The sequence below is a fragment of the Pseudomonas neuropathica genome (assembly GCF_051174785.1).
GTDB lineage: Bacteria > Pseudomonadota > Gammaproteobacteria > Pseudomonadales > Pseudomonadaceae > Aquipseudomonas > Aquipseudomonas neuropathica_A.
Genome location: NZ_CP195111.1, coordinates 5966253 through 5987241, shown reverse-complemented (window position 1 = coordinate 5987241; position 20989 = coordinate 5966253). Strand labels below are relative to the sequence as shown.

Here is a 20989-nt window from a genome sequence, read left to right as displayed (position 1 = left end):
GCGCAAAATGCCGTTAGTCGCCACCCCCCGCGATGGATTAAAGTAACGCCCCCAGCCCCGGCGTTATCCGAACGCCTGTGGCCACCCCTTTCCAGGAACAGTCACCGATGGAACATCGTGAAGCGCTGCTGGCGCTGCGAACCTTTCTTTCAACGCAGATTCTCGGCCAGGAAAAACTCATCGAGCGTTTGCTCATCGCCCTGCTCGCCGACGGCCACATGCTGGTCGAGGGCGCTCCGGGTCTGGCCAAGACCAAAGCGATCAAAGAGCTCGCCGAGGGCATCGAAGCCCAGTTCCATCGCATTCAGTTCACCCCTGACCTGCTGCCGGCCGACATCACTGGCACCGAGATCTATCGCCCGGAAACCGGCAGTTTCGTGTTCCAGCAAGGGCCGATCTTCCACAACCTGGTGCTGGCGGACGAAATCAACCGCGCCCCGGCCAAGGTGCAATCGGCGCTGCTCGAAGCCATGGCCGAACGTCAGGTCAGTGTCGGTCGCAGCACTTATGAACTGTCGCCGCTGTTTCTGGTGATGGCCACGCAAAACCCGATCGAGCAGGAAGGCACTTACCCGCTGCCGGAAGCGCAGCTCGACCGTTTCCTGATGCACGTGAAAATCGGTTTCCCGGACGCCGCCGTCGAACGCCGCATCCTCCAGCAGGCCCGCGGCGAAGCGTTGAACGGCGAAACCAAGCCCGAACGCCGCGTCAGCCAGCAGGCAATCTTCGCCGCGCGCAAGGAAATCCTCGGGCTGTACATGGCCGACGCCGTGGAGGAATACCTGGTGCAACTGGTCATGGCCACGCGCAACCCGGCCAAGTTCGATCCGGAAATGGCCGAGTGGATCGCCTACGGCGCCAGCCCGCGCGGTTCGATTGCCCTCGACCGCTGCGCCCGTGCTCACGCCTGGCTGGCCGGTCGCGACTTCGTTAGCCCGGAAGACATTCAGGCGGTGCTGTTCGATGTGTTGCGTCACCGCATCATTTTGTCGTTTGAAGCCGAAGCCGCCGGCATCGATCAGGATCGGGTGGTGCAGCGGATTCTCGACGTCGTAGCCGTCGCTTGACCCCCATGAACGCCTCTTTGCCGTCCGAACCGGGCATCCGCGTCAGCCTCGCCGAGCTGATCGAGATGCGTCACCGCGTGCGCGAGGTGCAGCTGTTTTCCACGCCGAGTCAGCGCAGCCCGCTGATCGGCCTGCATCACTCGAAATTCCGTGGCCGTGGCGTCGACTTCGATCAGGTGCGGGTCTATCAGGCCGGCGACGACGTGCGCACCATCGACTGGCGCGTGACCGCACGCACGCAAGAGCCGCACACCAAGCTGTTCCATGAAGAACGCGAACGGCCGATTTTCATCATGGTCGAGCAAAGTACGCGGCTGTTTTTCGGTTCCGGGCTGATGTTCAAATCGGTGCTGGCAGCGCAAGCGGCGGCGTTGATCGGTTGGGCCGCGCTCGGCCATAACGACCGCGTTGGCGGATTGGTGTTCGGCGACAACGAGCACTACGAAATCAAGCCGCGGCGCAGCAAACAGAGCCTGCTGCAATTGCTCAATCGTCTGGTCAAGGTCAATCAATCTCTGCACAGCGAACGTGAACCGGATCGCGATGCGTTCGGCGTGGCCCTGCGCCGTGCTCGCGAAGTGTTGCGCCCGGGCAGCTTGGCCATCGTGATCTGCGACGAACGTGCACTGTCCGACAGCGCCGAACAACAGCTCAGCCTCTTATCGCGTCATTGCGACCTGTTGATGTTGCCGATTTCCGATCCACTGGATCACGCCCTGCCCGCTGCCGGCCTGCTCAGGTTCGCGCAACGCGGTGCGCAACTGGAGCTCGACACCTTGAATTTCGAGCTGCGCCAGACCTATCGCGCCCAGGCCGAAGCACGCATCGCTCGCTGGGAATTGCTCGCGCAAAAGCTGCGGGTATTGCTGATGCCGCTGAGCACGCAAAGTGAAATGGTCGAGCAGATGCGCGAATTCCTCAATCCGCAGCGCCCGGGAAAAGGTCGATGAACGGCCTCGACCAACTGCAACCGCTGATCTCGCCGCCACCGATTGCCTTCTGGCCGCCGGCGCCGGGCTGGTGGCTGCTGCTTCTGTTATTGCCGTTGCTGGGTTTCGCCGTGTGGCGCCTGCGCCGCTTCATTCCGATGAAGAAACGCCCGATCGTGCGTGCCGAACAGCCGCTTGACCCGGTGCGCATCGCCGCCCTCGCCGAACTCGCACAAATGCCCAAACCCTACGACGGGGCCCCAGCCGGGGCCTGGCTGCAGCAACTCAACGGTCTGCTAAAACGCCTGTGCCGCAATCACTATCCCTACAGCCAGAGCCACACCCTCAACGGGCGTAAATGGCTGGCGTTCCTCGACAACCGCTGCCCGGCGGCGGGCCTGACGCGCTGGATGGTGCTGGTCGAAGGCGCCTACAAGCCGGAGTGCAAACTCGATGACAAAGCCATCGCCGGCCTGACCCAGGCTGTCGACACGTGGATTCGCAAACATGTTTGAGTTCGCCTGGCCATGGATCTTCGTGCTGCTGCCGCTGCCGTGGTTGATGCGTCTGGTGCTGCCAGTCGCCGACAGTGGCGAGCCCGCCCTGAAAGTCAGCTTCCTCGCCGATCTGGAAGGCCTCGCCCGCCGTCGCGCCCGCGCCAACCTGCCGGCGTGGCGTCAACAGGCGCCGTTCATGCTGTTGTGGCTGTTGCTGCTCACCGCCGCCGCGCGCCCGCAATGGCTCGGCGAACCTCTGCCGATTGCCGCCAGTGGGCGTGACCTGCTGGTGGCGGTGGACGTGTCCGGCTCGATGGACTTCCCCGATATGCAGTGGCAGGACGAAGAAGTCAGTCGCCTGACGCTGGTGCAACATCTGCTCGGTGATTTCCTCGAAAGTCGCGATGGCGACCGTGTCGGCCTGATCCTCTTCGGCAGCCAGGCTTATCTGCAAGCGCCGCTGACCTTTGACCGCCACACCGTGCGCGTCTGGCTCGACGAAGCGCGCATCGGCATCGCCGGCAAGAACACCGCCATCGGCGACGCCATCGGTCTGGCGCTGAAACGCCTGCGCATGCGTCCGGCGCAGAGCCGCGTGCTGATTCTGGTCACTGACGGTGCCAACAACGGCGGCGAAATCGACCCGCTGACGGCAGCAAAACTCGCTGCGAGCGAAGGCGTAAAAATCTATCCGATCGGGATTGGCGCCAATCCCGAAGACAGTGGTTCAACCGGCCTGCTCGGCGTCAATCCGAGTCTGGACCTCGACGAACCGGCGCTCAAAGCCATCGCTGAGGTCACCGGCGGTCAGTATTTCCGTGCCCATGATGGCAAGGAACTGCAAGCGATCAAGGACACTCTCGATCAGCTCGAACCGGTCACCCAGCAACCGACTCAGGCGCGCCCGGCGCAGGCTTTGTATCACTGGCCTTTGGCGCTGGCGCTGTGGTTGAGCCTGTTGCTGGTCGCCCGTGAGTTGTGGCCGGACAACCCGGTGCAACGCCTGTTCACCAAGGAGCTGTATCTGCAAAGTCCGTTGCCCGACTGGCGCGAGCGTCTCAAGCGCCTGCGTCTGCGGAGGCGTCGATGATCGCGCTCTGGCCACACTGGTTCCGTCCGTGGTGGTTGCTGTTGCTGCCGCTGCTCGGCTGGCTGATCTGGCAACTCTGGCACCGGCAGAAACGCGCCGGGCGCTGGCAGATGATCTTGCCACCGGCGTTTCATGCCACCCTGCTCAGTGGCGGCAATGGTCGCGACAGCAAACTGCCGTGGATCGCCCTCGCCGTGGCATGGCTGCTGACGGTTCTGGCGCTGCTTGGGCCGAGTTGGGAGCGCGTCGAACAGACCAGCCAGAAGCCCGCTGATCCCTTGGTGGTGGTGCTGGAACTGACCCCGGAAATGCTCGCTACCGACTCGCCACCGACGCGGCTCGAACAAGCACGGCGCAAGCTCTTCGATCTGTTGCAGGCACGCAGCGATGCGCAGACCGCGATCGTCGTCTACGCCGGCAGCGCACACACGCTGGTGCCGCTGTCGGATGACCTGGCCACCAGCCGCAATCTGCTCGATGCGCTCAAGCCTTCATTGATGCCGCAAAGCGGCCATCGCGCCGATCTGGCCGTGAGTAAAGCACTGGCCCTGCTGAAACAGGGCGCGCTCGGTCAGGGACGGATTTTGCTGATCGGCTCGTCATTGAACGAAGAAGAACGCCAAGGCATTCGCCGCGCCCTCAGCGGGCAATCGGCACAACTGTTGATGCTCGGCGTCGGCACCGCCGAAGGTGCGCCAATCGCTCAGGAGGACGGCAGTTTCCTCAAGGACGAGCAAGGCGCGATTCGCGTGCCGCAACTCGACAGTCCGGGCCTGAGCGCATTCCTCAACAGCGTCGGCGGCGAATACCACCCTGCCCGCCTCGACGAAGCAGATCTTGGTGCGCTCGGCCTGCTCAACGGCCCGCGCAGCCTGCGCGACGATGGCCAGACCGTGCGCCTGGATACTTGGGCCGATCAGGGTTACTGGCTGCTGTTGCCGCTGTTGTTGCTCGCCGCCTGCGCCGGGCGACGTGGTTGGTTGTTCTGCCTGCCGTTGCTGTTGTGCCTGCCACAGCCGAGTTACGCTTTTGACTTTGAGGATCTGTGGCTGCGCCCCGATCAACAGGGCCTGCACCTGCTCAAACAAAAGCGCCCGGCCGAAGCCGCGCAACATTTTGACGATCACCAATGGCAAGGGGTGGCGTTGTACGAGGCCGGCGACTACAGTGGCGCCGCCCAGCGCTTTGCCGAAGGCAGCGATGCCCGCGCCCACTACAATCGTGGCAACGCGCTGGCGAAAAGCGGTGAGCTGGAAGCGGCGATCGACGCCTATGAACAGGCACTGGAGCTGCAACCGGATTTGCGTCCGGCGCAGACCAACAAGGCGCTGGTGGAAAATCTGCTCAAGCAGAAAAACACACCGCCGCCCGCCGAGCCGGACACCCAGCCGAGCGAACAGCAAAGTCTGCCGGGCGACGAACCAGCGCCCGCGACCACGCCGCCGCCCGCCGTGAAAAGTGAAACCCAGAGCCCGTCGCAGCCTGTCGAGTCGGCCAGTGAACCGCCAACGACAACGCCGCCGCAGCCAGGCCCCAACGAAGTACCGGGCAGCGACGAGGAAGAACAAACGGACACCGTGCCGACGCTGCGCCCGAGTGAAGACAACCTCGAAGGCGAGCAGCGTCAGGCACTGGAACAATGGCTGGGCAAGATCCCGGATGATCCGGGCGAACTGCTGCGACGCAAATTCTGGTACGAACAGCAACAACATCAGGATCAGGAAAACACTCGATGACCCGCTTCACCGCTCTCTTGCTGCCCCTGCTGCTCTGCACGGCCACCGCCCAGGCGGCCGAGCTGACCGCCAGTGTGGATCGCAGTCGCCTGAACTCCGGCGAGACGGTCGAACTCACCCTCGAAACCAGCGACGTCACCCAGTTCGGCAAACCCGATCTGACCGCGCTGGAAGCGTTGTTCGAAGTGCGCGGTACGCGGCAAGTCAACCAGCTCAACACCCTCAATGGCGACAACCGCGCGACCACGCGCTGGATCATCACCCTGCTGCCGAAAGAGAACGGCAGCGTGGTCATCCCGCCGCTGCAACTGGGCGACGCACAGAGCCAGCCGATCACCGTGCAAGTGGTCGAAAGCGACACCCGCGAGAACAAGAACAGCCTTGATCCGGTGTTCATCGAGGCCAGCCTCGACCAGTCGAGCGTGTATGTGCAGGCGCAGGCGATCCTGACCCTGCGCATCTACCACTCGGTGTCGCTCTACGACGACAGCAGCCTGACGCCGCTGCAAATCGCCGATGCACGCATCGAGCAACTGGGCGACACGCGCACCTACGAAAAAGATCTCAACGGCGTGCGCCACGGCGTGATCGAAATGCGCTATGCGATCTACCCGCAGCACAGTGGTTTGCTGACCATCACGCCGCAAACGTTCAGCGCAACACTGGTCGATACGCAGCCGTCTCAGGACGCCAATGCGCAGGGGCCGAAACCGGGCAAGCTGATGCGCGTCAGTTCTGCGGAAATCCCCCTGACCGTCAAACCCAAACCCTTGACTTATCCGGTCGACGCGCCGTGGCTGCCCGCGCGCAGCCTGAGCCTCAGCGAAAGCTGGAACCCGGAACCGGAACACACCCAGGTGGGCGATTCCCTGACCCGCAGCCTGACGTTGAAAGTCGAAGGTCTGGCTGCCTCGCAACTGCCAGCGCTGCCCGCCACCGACGTCAACGGCCTGCGCCGCTACCCCGACCAACCGGTGCTGAGCAACCAAAGCACCGACCGGGGCATTGTTGGCAGCCGCGAAGAACGCGAAGCCCTGGTGCCGAGCCGCAGCGGCGCTATCGAATTGCCGACGGTGGACGTGGTCTGGTGGAACACCTTCGAAGATCATCTGGAACACAGCAGCCTGCCCGCGCGCACTCTGCAGGTAGCCAACAACCCGAGCCTGCAAGTCGACACCCCGGCCGGCACTCTGCAAGTGAGCGCCGTCGATAACGATGTGTTGTGGTGGTGGAAACTCAGCACCCTGATCCTCGCCTGCACCACCCTCCTCGGCTTCGGCCTGTGGTGGCGAGCGCGTTGGCAACCGGCGGTGCATCGCGCCGCCCAAACCGGCCCGAGCCCGCGCACGTTGATGGATGACATCAAGCGGGCGAGCCAGGCCAATGACCCGCAGGCGACGCGGCAGGCACTGGATGCCTGGGCGCGGCAGCAGCCGGAAACGCTGGCGGATATGGCAGCGCGGTTTGTGCCGTTGTCGGATGCGCTGGATGGGCTGAATGGTGCGCTGTACAGCGAGACGGGGCAGCATTGGCAGGGTGAGGATTTGTGGCGGGCGATCCGGACTATTCCGGCGGCGGAACGGGTGCAGGATCCGGTGGGTGACAGCGGGTTGCCGCCGCTTTATCCGAAGTGAACCCACGATCCCTCAACGAACACTTGAGGGATGTATCGGCAGGTCTGACTTGCAACAAGCTGACGCTCGCCTGCCGAAGGGCACGACGAAACTCCCCCTTCGGACTGGATAGACAGGCATCACTCTGGGTCTGTCTTGCTGCGCTGGTCAGATAAACGACAGGTGGCCAGAGCCACCCGTTCGTTACCCGGAACGCGGAAATGCGGCGTCCCCGATCAATACTTGAATTTCGTTTTCACTTGTTCGCCTTCGCGATAAGACAGGACAAAGGATGTCCATGGCTCGCCGCGAGCGTCTGCATTCTCATGTAACTTTTCTACAAGCGCATAGATTTTCGAATTATTGAAATCAGTTTCAGCGTCCCAGATTTCTGCGCCATTTCTTTCAACGGCGAGGTCGGCCTCCATGTAATTACCCCCCCACTCAACGCTATACCGAAAGGCGTCATAACCTTGAATAATTCCCGCTTCAACAAGTTTAAAAATCTCTTTGACGAGTTCGAAATCTTCAGTAATCACCCGCTTACCTCCGGAGTTTGATGGGCTTCATTTTTGAAAGTCACGGTTTTTGGTTTACCGTCAATGATGTACGTCAATATTAGCGAATCAGGTCGTATTGAGCCGGGATCAGCACGCTCAAACTTGACTGTCGTCGGCCCTACAGTGCGGGCAGGATCGTCCAGCGCCTCTCTGACCCTGTTTTCATAGAACACTTTGTAGGCCGAATTGTTGAAGTTCTTGTCCTGTGGGAAGAGATTATACTGATCGCAGGTTCCGCCCTGGCTGCATGCCTGAGCATGCCCGCCCACGTCGCTATCCCGCCCTTCTTTACCCGCCTCCGTCTGCCTTGAGTCCCGAGGCACCTTCTCTTTGGTCGGGGTGAACGTCAGCTCTTCCACCATACCCTTACTGTTGGTCGTAAACGTATTGCCATTATCCAGCTCATAACGGGTGTTGGGGCTTCTGGCAGCAGGATTGTTGAGCAGTTCATATTCATGACTGCCTTTGACGGACTTGGCAGTCTCGACTTTTACCACCGCCTCGACGTGGGGTTTCGCCCCGTCACCATGCACTGGCGAAACAGAAGGTTTGACCGTCGGCCCGTCTACCCATCCTTTGCCCGAAGTATCACCAAACTCATTTGCCCAGCCCGGGTGCTTGGGTTCAATCGGATCGGTAAGTTTTCCGCCGGTAGTGCCCTTGTTTCCTGCGACACTGAAGACCTTGCCAGTGACACTGCCTGCCATGTTGGCTGCGGTGCCCAAGGCGATGTTCAGCAGAGTGGTGGCGCCGCGTACATAGATGTCGCCCTGCTGCGTGCCCGCACCCAGCCCAAACATCTTTTTCAGGACGTTGTCGCTGGCTTCCAGGCGATCCTTGTCCACGCCACTGAGTTCACTGGCAATGCCTTTGGCAATAGCATCTTTGGCCGCGTCTATTTTGTCGCCAAACAATTTCGCGAGCAGAACATTTCCTGCAAGACCAAGGGCCATTTTTGCCGGCCCCATCGCAGCCTGAATGCTCAGACCCAGTAGCTGAGCTTGCTCCTTGGGCAGTATGTCCAAGTAGTGTTGCAGCCTTTCAGCCTCATACAGCAGCTTGCCGCCCGGGCTATCAATCGTCAGATCCTTAAGCCAGGTGAGCTTGTTTTTGTCCTCGTCATCACGGTAATGATGGGGATCCAGCCCCGTAGGATTTTTGTCATCCGAACCACACGTGCCTGAAGCGTCACAGGCTTGTTGCTGCTGGACAAATGCGGCAAACACTTTCGCGTACTTTTGGATGACTACGACATCCCCCGGTTCCAGATTATTGATATCTCCCGGCTTCCCGCCATTTCGAACCAGATTCTTCGCGATGTTCAGGGCCAGGTCGTCACCCAGGTCCTTGCGCGCTGTCGCTGGGACTTCATCCAGCGATACTCGCTGTGCCTGAAGATTGTTCCAGGCCTGACCCACTACGTTGACCGGTCCGGTAATCAGACTGAGCGCTGCCTCAAAGGATCCTTGCGTAGCGTCCGCGTAGTTCTCTATTTTTTCTGCCCAGGCCTTCAAGGTACCGGAAGGATCCGCTACGGCCTCAAGGGACGATTTGCTCACGTACAGATCGGTACGAGACTCCTTGTCCTTGGTAATTTCGTAGCCCTTGTCAACGTCGCGATTCAACCCGACAGTCGAATCCTTGCCAGTCCCGGCATCCTGGCGCACGACAATTTCACCGGCGCCGACGGTGCCTCGTACGATCTGTTCGCGATCCTTGTCGTACTTCCAGCCACTGACGCTCCAGCCGGCCTCGCCTTCTTTGCCTTTACCTGTCTGGCTGGCGTCCTGGGCACCAGTGCCTTTACCCGCTGTGTAACTGCCACCAACGTTCAGGTAGTAACCGTGCTCCTTGTCGCTACCGGCAATATCACTGAAGCCCAACGTGCCGGTGTCCAGTTTCAGATTGCCGTTGTCGGCAGCGATCAGTGCACCGTCCAGCTGAGTGTGATTCTCGGTGCGGATATCAACCTTGTTCTTGCCGGTGATAGTGGTTTGTTGTTCGATCCAGTTGGTCTTGCCCGTGGTCTGGCCGTAACCGACCGAACCACTGACACCGGCACCCGGACCAATCGTAGCGGTCACGCTGATATCGAATTCTTTGCCCTTAACCTTTCCGGTGTCGGCCACTGATGAGACATTGAGGTCACCCCCCACGCGACCATTCACCTCATCGCCGCGCAACGTGGCGCCGGCGATGTTGGTGTCCTTGCCGCTGGTAAAGCCCAGCCGGTCTCCGGCGTAGAGGTAAGCCTCTTGCTGGCGGTTGCCTTCGCGCTCCAGATCGCCTTTGCCCATGCTGACACTGGCGTAAACGCCAACACCTTCGGAACCAAACACCAGACCCACTTCGCCGCCACCGTTGTGCCGGTTGCTGTCGCTGCTGCTGTCGTTCTGCGCCGAGCGGACATTGAGATCGTTGAAGGCATTAAGCTCGATATCCCGGCGAGCAGTGACCTGAGTACCGATCAGATTCAGATCATGATCAGCTTGCAAGTTGACGTCCCGGCCTGCACCCAGTTGAGTCGGCGTAGAGGTGCCATGTGAGCCGTCTTCAGTGGCGATGCCATAGCTGCCACCAATGCCGATCTTGAAGCCGCCACTGGTGCCACCGTGAATGCCGCCCCAACTTTCGCGCTGCGTGCTGTCCTGGTTGACACTGCCCTTGGCCACATCGAACGTGACGTCACGACCGACGACATTGATGTCGCGTCCGGCGAGGAATTTCGCCCCTTTTACCGTTACGTCGTTCTTGGCATTAAGGTTCAGATCGTGACCGGCATTCAGCGTCGACGATCGGCTGCTCTGCTCGATGGTTTGCTGACTGCTGCTTTGCTTGCTGTTGCCGAACTTGACGTCTGCTGTCGGCCCGGAGAGGAACTGGCTGATGCCATCCACTGCCTTGAGGGTACTGGAGCCCTTGCTGACATTGTCCTCGCCCTTGCCCGCACCATTGACCGCGTCTTTCGTCTGGCCATAGTTGTGGTCGATGCGCACGCCCAGACCGTTGCGCTCGGTCTCGCGTTGCTGTTCTACCAACAGGGTTTCGCGGCCGGCATCGATGTTGATGTTACGCCCGGCAGTCAGGTCGATATCGTTACTGGCCTGCAGGTCCGAGCCAATCTGATTGATATCGCGCTTGGCGTTGACGGTCAGATCCTGCCCCGCATTGATCTGGCTGGCGGCACCGGTCTGCTGTTCACGTCGATTCTTTTCCTTGAGGCCATCGACACCGGCAAACAAACTCACGCCATTGTCATCGCTGGAAATGCCGATGCCTGTCTGTCTGGACTTCGACCATGCCTGCTCGGCACGGTCATTGGCTGCCGCCACGACATTAACGTCCCGGCCGGCGTCCATGCTGACATGACGTCCAGCGTCGATACCGCTGCCCACCACATTGATATCGCGCTCGGCACTGAGGATCGTGTCACGGCCGGCCGTGACCAGGCTGCCCACGCTGGTGTTACCTTCACCCAGCCGCCCTGCTTCTTTGGCCGAAGAAAGGGAAAGGAAGCCACCCGAGACCGAAAGACCGGTTTTCTTTTTATAGGCTTCGCTTCGGCTGTAGTCCGTGTCATTGGCCGAAATCAGATTGATGTCGCCGGTGTCATCCACCAGACCGGCACGGAACTCGACATCGTTGCCCGCTGTGGCAGTGCTGGCCTGCAACAGGAAGTCTTTACCTGAAGCGACGACGACGTCGTTGCCTGCTTGCAACTCGCTAGCGACCTGACTGGTGCTGGAGTTGACCGCACTTTTGCCACTTTTGGAGAGACCGAAGGAGCCCTTTTTAGTGGTCTTGCTGAAATCACTGTGTTCGTCAGTCGCCGAGAGCACCGAGATATCGTTCAACGCGCCCAGAACCAGATTGTTTCCGGCTTTCAACTGACTACCGATCACGGTGAGATCACGACCGCCGTCCAGAGAAACACCGCCCTTGTCCGTCTGGCTGGCGTTTACGGTCAGGTCGTGCCCGGCTTCCACAACCGAGGCCACATTGGTGCTGTCGTAAATTTCGCTCTCGGTGGTTTTGCGACGTCCGTGCGATCCCTTTTTCTTCTTGTAGTAATAGGATGAACTTTCATCCTCGGCAGAGGCGATGGCGATGTCCTGAACGGCTTTGAGGCTGACATCATCTTCGGCCTTGATCCGGCTGGCGATAATGCCCAGATCGTTACCTGCTTTCAGGGCAATGTCCCGGCCGGCGTTCAATACCGATGATTGTTGCGTGACGCTATGGGTTTCAGTTGCGCGCTTCTTGCTGCGCGAAACGTAATCACTCTCGTCGGCGGCCGAGGTGATGACAATGTCATGGCCGGCGTCGGCCTTGAGGTCGCGCTTGGCATCCAGTCGACTGGCCACAATCGCCACGTCACGATCAGCCGTAATCGACAAATCCCGCCCGGACGTCACTTCAGCGCCATGCTGCGTAATCGTCTGATTGAGGTAACTGCCGCCCCGTGCATCGGTGCTACGGTTCTGCACCGAGGTGATGTTCACATCGCGATCAGCATCGAGCGTCATGTCCCGACCGCTTTGCAGCACGCCGCCGATGTTGTTGATGTCTTGGCCGGACTTGATCGTCAGGTCGTTGGCTGCCTCGATCCGGGCAGCGTTATCGAGATAGTCGCGGTGGCTTGTATTACCGAACCGGCCGTAATCGACACTGGTCACATCACGCTGGTTGATCACGCTGCCGTTGGTGGCTGTCAGGCTGACATCCTTGCCCGAGATAATACCGCCGGACTTGTTGATGATGTCGTTGCCGGCCTTGAGCGTCAGACGTTCGCCGGCTTCGATCAGACCGGTGTTGGTGAGGTTGTTACCGGCTTCGGCCGACAGGTTGTTGGAGGCTCGCAGCGTGCCGGCGTTATCGAGGTTGCCGCCGGCAATGAGGGTTACGTCGCCGCCCTGAATCAACGCCCCGTTTGGCGCCAACCGGTTATTCGCCTGCGCCAGATACAGCACCGGCACCAGCACTTTTTCGCCGTTCACTTCGTGCTCTTCGAGCCAGACGATGTCGTGGGTCAGTGCCGCCACTTGTTGCGCGGTCAGGGTGACGCCCACCGACAGGTTGAGCTGATCCTTGCTGGCGATGGCATTGTTCATCAGGTACTTGAACATGCCTTCGTCAGAGGTCTGGCCATCAATGAAGCGTTGGCCGGTGCGGGCGACCACGGCCTGCTGCACCATGCGCTGCTCGAACAGACCATCGCCCAGACGTTTGGCGCTGGTGTCGGGGTCGTAACCGAGCTTGCCCAACAGATAGTCCGAGCTCATGAACTGCTTGAGGTTGGTCAGCACCGGGTTGGTTTCGATCAGGTATTTGTGCGGGTTAGAGCGCGCGCTGGTGTCGGGCAAGCCTTGTACGCGCGGTACGTCAAAGGAAGGGCTGCCACGGCCAGGCACCAGCACACCGACTGGACCGTCAGCTGCAGTTGCACCCACGTTGAACTGAGCCGTTCTGTCGTTGAGATTCAGCGACGCGGCATCACTCAATGCCAGATCGCGTTTTTTCATCGAGACCGGAGCGTCTTTGTCGATCTGGAAATCGGTCGCATGTCTGACCGGCATTCCGGTGGTATGTCCAGAGGATGCAGCCGTGATCGAGCCGATCGTCCAGTCTTTGATCGGCGAGATCGATTGTTCGCTGCCGTCCTTGCGGCTGAGTCGGAACAGACCGTTATCACCGGTTGGCAGGGTGAAGCCCGGCAAAGCCAGCGGGTTGACCTGTTGCTGGGCCAGGTCTGGAGGAAGCTGGGCGTTGATGCGAATGACCGGAATAGTCGCTCCGGCATTTACGCCGGTCTGCGGAGCATTCTTACCAACCGGGGCGAAGCTGGTATAGGCCTGCAAAGTACCGTTTTTGATGGTCGTTTTAGCATTGACCTCCACTGCCTGGCCGGCCTGGATGATCGCGGAGGCTCCACCTTTGCTTGTGTAGGTGATACCGCCACCGGGTACTAGCGCATATCCCAGCAGTTTCGCCGGAACTGGAACGTCCGGGCCTTGGCCGAAGAAAGGGTTGAGTGTTGTTTTTGTCTGATTGCCGCGGGGAATGGTGCCTAGCCCGCAACCCTGCCAATCCTGCCCGCCGCACGAATAGTAAGAATATTCATGCTCGTACTTGGAGTTTTTTTTCGCATAAGCCGTGACCAGACCGGTGACGTCATCAAATAGCAAATCGAAATCACGGTTTCTGGTTTCGTAGACTAGGGTCTTGGTATAGCTTCCGGATTCCAGCCCTGTGTTATCAAACGTGTCGACGTCGAGCTTGATATTTTTCCCCGCTGAGAACAGCGAAGCGAAGTTGGAAAAATTGCCGACGGTTGCGTTTACATTGCCGCCAACGGAGACAACAGCTTGCTCGCCACTGATGGTCGACTCTGACTCGTATTGTTCCTCGACGAAGAAATTCATCCACTTGCATTCGCCGCCAATGCACTGGTATGTGATATCACCGGAAACAAGCTTGTCCTGCCCCAGGACGCCTTCGGTCTTGTTACTGAAATTGCTGGCTGACAACGAAAAGTCACCGTCCACATTGATCGTCGCAGCCCGGTTGTTGACGGTGTTCGCCCGCCCGCCGTCCATGCCGGTAATGGTCAGATTGCCAAGGCTGTACACATTGCCGTTCTGGTTGGTGAAGTCATTGAGCAGAAGATTCATGTTGCTGCCGCTAAAGAGCAGGCCGCGCTCGTTCACCAGACTTGCAGTCCTGATCTTCAGGTTCTGCGCAGCACCCAACGTACCGGTATTGCTTACCGCACCGGCGTTGATCGTCAGCGTATTGTTGGACGTCAGTCGTCCGCCGGCATTGTTCAGCAACCCGCCAATGGTGAACGTGCCCTGCCCGCCACTGCCAATGCTCGAAACACTGGTCAGGCCCAGTTGCGCAGCATTGAAGGTCATATCGCCCAGACTGCTGACACGACCATTACCGCCGTAAGTGCCGCCCAGTTGAATGTCCATGCTGCCGTCACTGGCAATCAAACCCTCGTTGCTCCAGTTACCACCACGCCCCACCAGTTGATTCGAAGCGAGCAGCTGCCCGCTCGCGGTCTGCACAAAGTTGCCGACATTCACCGTCAACCGCCCGGCCTGAATCACGCTGCTGTTGGTCCAGCTGTCCGCGTTCAGCGTCAGGCCGCCACGGGTCACCAGCGAACCGCCGGCGTTCATCACGTTGGCGGTGGAGATGCCGAATTCACCGAGACCGACATGCGTTACTGAACCGCCGGCATTGAGGAAGCTGGGTGCGACGAGGGTGAAGTCGGTGTTGGCGGTTTCCACCAGACCGTTGCGGTTATCGAACTGGCTGCCGATCTGGAAATCGGTTTTGCCACTGGTGCCGAGCGCGCGCAGTTTGCCGCCCTGGTTGTCAAGATTGGCGGCGCGAATCGCCAGTGTGCCGGCGCTTTCGATCAGGCCGCTGCGGTTGCTGAGGTTGCCGTCGGCACCCAGCTCGATGCTGCTGCCGCTGATCTGGCCGTTGTTGTTGCTCATCAGGCCGGTGATGGTTTTCACCACGCCTTTGGCATAGATCCCGCCGCCGCTGTTGTCGAGGGTGTTGCCGCCGGCGTTGAGCAGGATGTTGCCGGTGTTGGCGGCGATCCGTCCGCCGTCGCTGTAGATACCGCCGAGCGCTTGCAGGTCGAGGCGGCTGCCTTCGATCTTGCCGCCCTGGCCGTTGCGCAACACGCCGCTCAGACGGGTTTGCAGCAAACCGTTAAGGCTTGAGAGCACCCCGCCACGGCTGTCGAGGCTGGCGGCGGTGAGGTTGAGATTGCCGTTCTGGGCAATTATTTTGCCGCCTTGGTTATCGATGGCACCGCTGCCGGTGTTGACGGTCAGCGCGGTCATGCTTTGCACCGCGCCTTTGGCGTTGTTCAGCGCGGCGGCAGTGATGGACACGCCGGCATCGCGGCTGGAGAGCAGGCCGTCGGCGTCGTTGCGCAACGTGCCGCCGGCGGTGAGGTCCAGTTGGCCGTTGGCCGAGACGGTACCGCGCTGACTGTTGTTCAGATCGCCGCTGGTGAGCAGGCTCAGCAGGGTCTGGCTGATCAACTGGCCGCCCTGGTTGTCGACGCTGGCAGCGCGTTTGATCAGCAGCGCAGCGCCGCTGCCGAGTGCGCCATTGACGTTGGTCAGGGCGCCGAGCAGATCGAGGGTGACGCTGTCGTCACCGACCAGACTGCCGCGGGTGTTGTTCAGTGGGCCGCCGGTGAAGGTCAGGGCTTTTTTCGCCATGACATTGCCGGTGCTGTTGTTCAGGCTGGCCGCGCGGATGTCGAGGGTGTCGCCGCTTTTGATCAGGCCACCCGATGCGTTGCTGATCGCGCCGCCGGTCATGGTCAAGGTTTGTTTGCCGTCACTGCTGACGGTGCCGGTGGTGTTGTCGAGACTGGCGGCCTTGATGGTCACCTCGCCGAGGCCACCGATGCCACCCTTGCTGTGGTTGAGCAGCGCGCCGCTGAGGTCGATATTGACGTTGCCGAGTTGGCTGGAGATCGCGCCTTCCAGGCTGTTGTCGAGGGTACCGCCGCTGAGGCTCACGCCTTTCCAGCCGGAAACCAGGCCGCCCTGGTTATTCAGATCGGCCGCAGTAATGGTCAGTTGATCGTTGCTGATCAGGTTGCCGCCACGGTTATCGAAGCGGTTGCCGGTGAGGCTGAAGCTGTTGACGCTGGAGATTTCGCCCTGCTGGTTATTCAGGTCACGCAGGGTGGCGATGCTCAGCACGCCTTTGCTGTTGATCACGCCGTTCTGGTTATTCAGATCGCGCAGATGAGCAATGCTCAACCCACCTTTGCTGCTGATCACACCGTCCTGGTTATTCAGATCCTGCGCGGTGGCACCCAGATCCATATTCAGGCCGGAAACGCCGACCAGCGTACCGCCCTGATTGTTCAGACCGGTGCTGTTGAGGGTCAGTTGTTGTGCGGCGCGGATGCTGCCTTTGTTGGTGTTTTTCAGCAGGCCATCGACAGTCACCTCGATGTCGCTGTCACTGAGCAACACGCCGCCGTCGCTGTTATCCAGACTCGCCGCGCGAACTTGCAACGCCGCAGCGGCAATCGTGCCTTTGATCGAGGTCAGTGCGTGGTCGAGGGTCAGGGTGAGTTTCTGGTTGCTCAGCAGTTGGCCGCCGCTGTTGTCCAGCGACTTGGCGATCAGTTCAAAAGCCTGGTCGCTGGAAATCTCGCCGCCACGGTTGTTCACGTCGGTGAGGTTTTTCAGTAGTAACTGATCCGGCGCGTTGATCACGCCGCCCTGGTTATTCAGCGCGCCGCCGTTCAGATCGACGCTGACAGTCCCGCCGCTGAACAGCTTGCCGCCCTGCTGATCGAGGCCTTGAACATTGGCGTTAAGCGAATTGCCGGCGCCGAGGCTGCCAGCGGTGTTGGTCACCTGAGCAGCACTGATCTCGACGTGGTCGTCAGCGTAAATGCTCGCCTGGCTATTGTTGAGTGCACCGGTGCTGATGTTCAGTTTGGTCTTGCTGCTGATCGCACCGTTTTGCTGGTTGTCGAGTGTGCTGCTGTTGAGCGTGAGATCGCTGTTGGTCAGCAGTTTGCCGCCCTGGTTGCTGACGGCGCCGTGCGTGTTGACGGTAAGCGCTTTGGCGCTGGAGACCGTGCCGCCATTGTTATTGAGACTTTGCGCGGTGATCGCCAAAGCGCCTTCGTTGACAAGGCTGCCCTGTGCGTTGTTCAGATCCCCGGAGAGATTGATCGCGAGGCCTTTCTGGCTGGTCAGGCGACCACTGTTTTCCAGCGTCTTGCCGGTCAGTGTCAGCCCGGTATCACCGGACAGCAGGCCTTTATTGCGGTTGATGACGTCATTGACGGTCAGCGCCAGATTGCCGCCGGCGAGCATGTAACCGCTGTCGCTGTTTTCGAGCCAAGCGCCGATCAGGCTGACATCGCTCTTGCTCGACAGCTCGCCACTACGGTTGTCGACGCGAGCGACGTTGAGCTTCAGCGCATTAGTCGAACCGATCAGGCCTTCCTGACGGTTATCCAGACTGGCGGCGGTAATCGTCATGCCGTTGTCGGCGATGACCACACCGTTGTGGTTATCGAACATGCCAGTTACGTTGAAATCGACATCACCGCGCACACGAATGTCGCCGCTGCTGTTGTTCAAACTATCGCTGCGACTGTCGAGGCTGGCGGAAGCGATCACACCTTTAACGTTGCTCAGCGCACGCTCGATGACGAGGGTGAGCTTTTCGTTGCTCAGCAGTTTGCCGCCGTCGTTGTTCAGGCTTTGTGCGTTGACGCTCCAGGCCTTGGCAGCGGAAATCTCGCCGGCGCTGTTGTTGACGTCCTTGAGGTTTTTCAGCAGCAACTGGCCCGGCGTATGGATATAGCCGCGCTGGTTATTGAGCAGACCGTTGTTCATGTCCAGGGTCAGGTCGCCGTTGCTGAACAGTTCGCCGCCGTCCTGCGCCAGCGAGGTCACCGAGACTTCGAGTTTCTGCTGACTGCCGAGGCTGCCGCCGGAGTTGTCCAGGTGTGCGGCGGTCAATAATAGTGAGCCATCGGTGGCGATACTGCCGCCCTGTCGGTTCTTCAACTCACCAGTAGTCAGGGTCGAATCAGCCTTGGCGCTGATGATGCCGTTGTCGCTGTTATCGAGGCTGCCACTTTTAAAGGTCAGGCCTTTTTGCGAAACGATCAGGCCGCCCTGACTCAGCACGGAACCGCTGGCGGTCAGCGCCATCGCTTCAAGGCTCGACAGTTTGCCCAGACGGTTGTCGAGGCTGCCGGCGCTGAGGGTCATCTGCCCTTCGCTGCTGATCAGGCCTTGCTGGTTGTCCATGGTTTCGTCGAAGGTCAGCCCGAGCTTGTTCTGGCTGACGATGCGCCCGCCAACGTTGCTCAGACCGATGCCGCTGAGGGTGCTCGCGCCTTTGCTGAAAATCAGGCCGTTGGTGGCGTTGATGATCTGCGCGACCTTCAGCGCCAGCGTGGTGTCGGACAGCACCTTGCCGCCGTCGCTGTTGTCCAGGCGCGCGCCGTTGATGTGCAAGTCAAGTTGGCTGGAGAGCGTGCTGGCGCGGTTGTCGATCTGCTCGACGTGGACGGTCAGGGTTTTGAGCGCGCCGACGAGGCTGTCCTGATGGCTGTTGAGGGTTTTGCCGGTCAACAGCAGATTGCCTTCGGCGACCAGTTCACCGTGCTCTTGAGTGAGGCTGTCGATGTTGGCGTCGATATCACCTTTGGCGGAGATCCGTCCGCCATCGTTGGTCACGGCTTTGGCTTTGAGGCTCAACACTCCGCTCGAGGTCAGCAGGCCGCCGTTGCTGTTGTTCAGCGTGTTGCCGTCGAAGCTCAGCGCCGTCTTGCTTTCGAGGCGGCCCTTGTCGCGGTTGTCCAGGTTGTCGATCAGCAGTTTGCCGGCCTGATCGGCGCGAATCGTCCCGCCACGGTTGTCAGCGTTGGCGCTGCTGACGGTCTGGGTGTCGAGGCTGGAAATCTTCCCGGCGCGGTTATCCAGGCGCGTGGCCTGCACGTCCATGGCGCCGTTGGCCTGAATCAGGCCCTTGTTCTGGTTGTTCAGTTGCTCGCTGATCCGCGTGGTCAGCGTGCCTTCGCTGGTCAACTGGCCTTGCTGGCTGTTGTCGAGCTGTTGCGCTTTTACCAGCAAGGTCTGTTTGGCGCCGATCTTGCCGGTGCGGTTGTTGATCGCGCCGAGGGCGCTGATGTCGAGCAGACGGCCGGCGCTCATCAGGCCGGCAACGTTGTCCAGCGAGGTGACGTTGAGAACCGCGTCGGTCTGGCTGCTGAGTTCGCCGTTGCTGTTGGTCAGTTGGCCGATGTTGGCGGTAAGAATGGCGTTGCTGGTGATCACGCCCTGGTTGTTCAGCACCTGTGCGGCGTTGAGGTTCAAGGTGCCATTGCTCTGCACCTTGCCGGCGTTGCGGTTGTCCAGCGTGCCGGCAGTGATGACGGCGGTTTGCCCGCTGAGCGTACCGCCCTGGTTGTTCAGGGTTTGCGCGGTGTTGACCGTCAGGTTGCGGCTGGCGGTGAGCGTTTTGCCGGTGTTATCGAGGTTTTGCGCGGTGAGGCTCAGATCACCGTTGGCGTTGCGACTCCCATCGGCGTTGACGCCGGCTTCAATGGCACCGGCGTTGGTCAGTTGGCCGCCGGCGCTGAGGGTGAGGCTGTCGCGGGCCGCGAGGGTCTGGCGGTTGCTCAGATTGCTCTGGGTTTGTACGTTGAGCGCGGTGCCGGCGTAAACCGGGCCGCGTGCATCAAGGCTCGCGGCTTTGACGTTGACCGCGCCGGTGGCCGAGGTATCGGCCAGACTCAGTTGGCCGTTGGCATCGAGCTGAATATCGCCGCCGCTGGCAATCAGCTTGCCGTCGAGTTTCACCCCGACCCCGGCCTCGGTGCCAACCAGTTTGATCGCCCCGGCGTACATGCCGCCCAGTGCCGAGGAGTCGATGGCCAGTTGCGGTTTGGCGCTGCCGTCATCGGCACGCGCTGTGGCACTCAGGGTTTGTGCGTTGACGTCGTTGCGACCGGCGACAATCGTCAGGTTCTGCGCCTGCAGTTGCGCGTTGATCTTTGCGCTGCGGGTGATGATTTCGAAACGATCGACGTTGGTCGCGTTGAGGCCCGCGCCCTCGATAGCAACGCTGCCCTGATCGACTTGAAAGCGATCCAGCCGACCGTTATCGAGCACTGGTTTGCCGGTAGTCAGCGTGACGCGCGGTGAGTTGATGAAACCGCAACCGTTGCAGGTAATGCCATAAGGGTTGGCGACGATGACCCGCGCCGACTGCCCCGCCACTTCGGTGTAGCCGCGCAACTGGCTCGGGTTGCCGCTGATGACTTCGTTGAGAATCGCCTGTGCCGAACCGCTGTTTTTCAGGTTCGGGTTGTCGATGATATGCCCGCCCAGCTGGGTGAGATTATTCTGCGTCGAGCCGTTGTTGAGGATCAGCCCCTGCGCACCGACGTTGTAATCGTGGAACTGGTTGTGCGACAGGCCGCTGGCATTGGGCGTGGCGATGTTGATGATCGGCACGCCATTGCCGGCGCGATCCAGCGAGGTATTGGGGTTAGCCACCACAATGCCGTCGGCTTGCGCCCACATCGGTTGCCAGAACATCACGTTGGCCAAAAGGAACGCCAGCCCGCGCTTGGGCATGCCGAGGAAAGACTCGCGGGTTTTCACGGCAGCGGCAGGCTGACGAGCGAGAAACGCGTATTGGCGAACGTCCATGTTGAAGATCTCTTTACAACGAGCAGTAAAAGTCGGATGACGGTGAGTGCGCGGTACTCCTGACAGTCACGAACCTTGCTGCAGATCGCAAAACGGCCCTTTCACCTGATAGTGGCGCACTAATATCACATTTGCGGCGCGATATTAGATGGCCACTATTTTGGCGTCAATTTTTGATTTACCCGAGAAATCGCTTCCGATGAGTGGTCTCAAGCAAACCATGACTCAGTGAGTCGTCGCTCACCCGCACAACAAG

General features: G+C 60.3%; 8 protein-coding genes. 6 read left to right on the top strand and 2 right to left on the bottom strand.

Annotation, left to right across the window (positions count from 1 at the left end):
• Positions 1-107 precede the first annotated feature (107 nt).
• From ACRRSD_RS26975 to ACRRSD_RS26950, 6 genes are read left to right on the top strand one after another with little or no spacing between them, the layout of a single operon-like run.
• Positions 108-1067, top strand: coding sequence for an AAA family ATPase (locus ACRRSD_RS26975; protein WP_007913915.1), 960 nt, complete (start codon positions 108-110; stop codon positions 1065-1067).
• A gap of 5 nt (positions 1068-1072) precedes the next feature.
• Entirely contained in the window at positions 1073-2017 is a 945-nt protein-coding gene (locus ACRRSD_RS26970) for a DUF58 domain-containing protein (protein ID WP_435036314.1), read from the top strand.
• Positions 2014-2511 (top strand): DUF4381 domain-containing protein, encoded by a 498-nt coding sequence (locus ACRRSD_RS26965; protein ID WP_435036313.1) that lies wholly within the window; start codon positions 2014-2016, stop codon positions 2509-2511. Before ACRRSD_RS26970 ends, ACRRSD_RS26965 begins: the two co-directional genes overlap by 4 nt.
• Positions 2504-3583: a vWA domain-containing protein gene (locus ACRRSD_RS26960; protein WP_435036312.1), complete on the top strand. Its 1080-nt coding sequence runs from the start codon at positions 2504-2506 to the stop codon at positions 3581-3583. The genes ACRRSD_RS26965 and ACRRSD_RS26960 overlap by 8 nt, the downstream gene beginning before the upstream one ends.
• On the top strand, positions 3580-5319 hold the full coding sequence (locus ACRRSD_RS26955) for a tetratricopeptide repeat protein (protein WP_435036311.1): 1740 nt from the start codon (positions 3580-3582) through the stop codon (positions 5317-5319). Before ACRRSD_RS26960 ends, ACRRSD_RS26955 begins: the two co-directional genes overlap by 4 nt.
• Positions 5316-6953: a BatD family protein gene (locus tag ACRRSD_RS26950; RefSeq protein ID WP_435036310.1), complete on the top strand. Its 1638-nt coding sequence runs from the start codon at positions 5316-5318 to the stop codon at positions 6951-6953. Before ACRRSD_RS26955 ends, ACRRSD_RS26950 begins: the two co-directional genes overlap by 4 nt.
• A 215-nt stretch (positions 6954-7168) precedes the next feature.
• On the opposite strand, the gene ACRRSD_RS26945 is transcribed toward ACRRSD_RS26950, so the two are convergent.
• Together ACRRSD_RS26945 and ACRRSD_RS26940 are read right to left on the bottom strand one after the other, a co-directional pair.
• Entirely contained in the window at positions 7169-7471 is a 303-nt protein-coding gene (locus ACRRSD_RS26945; protein ID WP_322846910.1) for a hypothetical protein, read from the bottom strand.
• Positions 7468-20733 (bottom strand): hemagglutinin repeat-containing protein, encoded by a 13266-nt coding sequence (locus ACRRSD_RS26940; RefSeq protein ID WP_435036309.1) that lies wholly within the window; start codon positions 20731-20733, stop codon positions 7468-7470. The genes ACRRSD_RS26945 and ACRRSD_RS26940 overlap by 4 nt, the downstream gene beginning before the upstream one ends.
• Positions 20734-20989 lie beyond the last annotated feature (256 nt).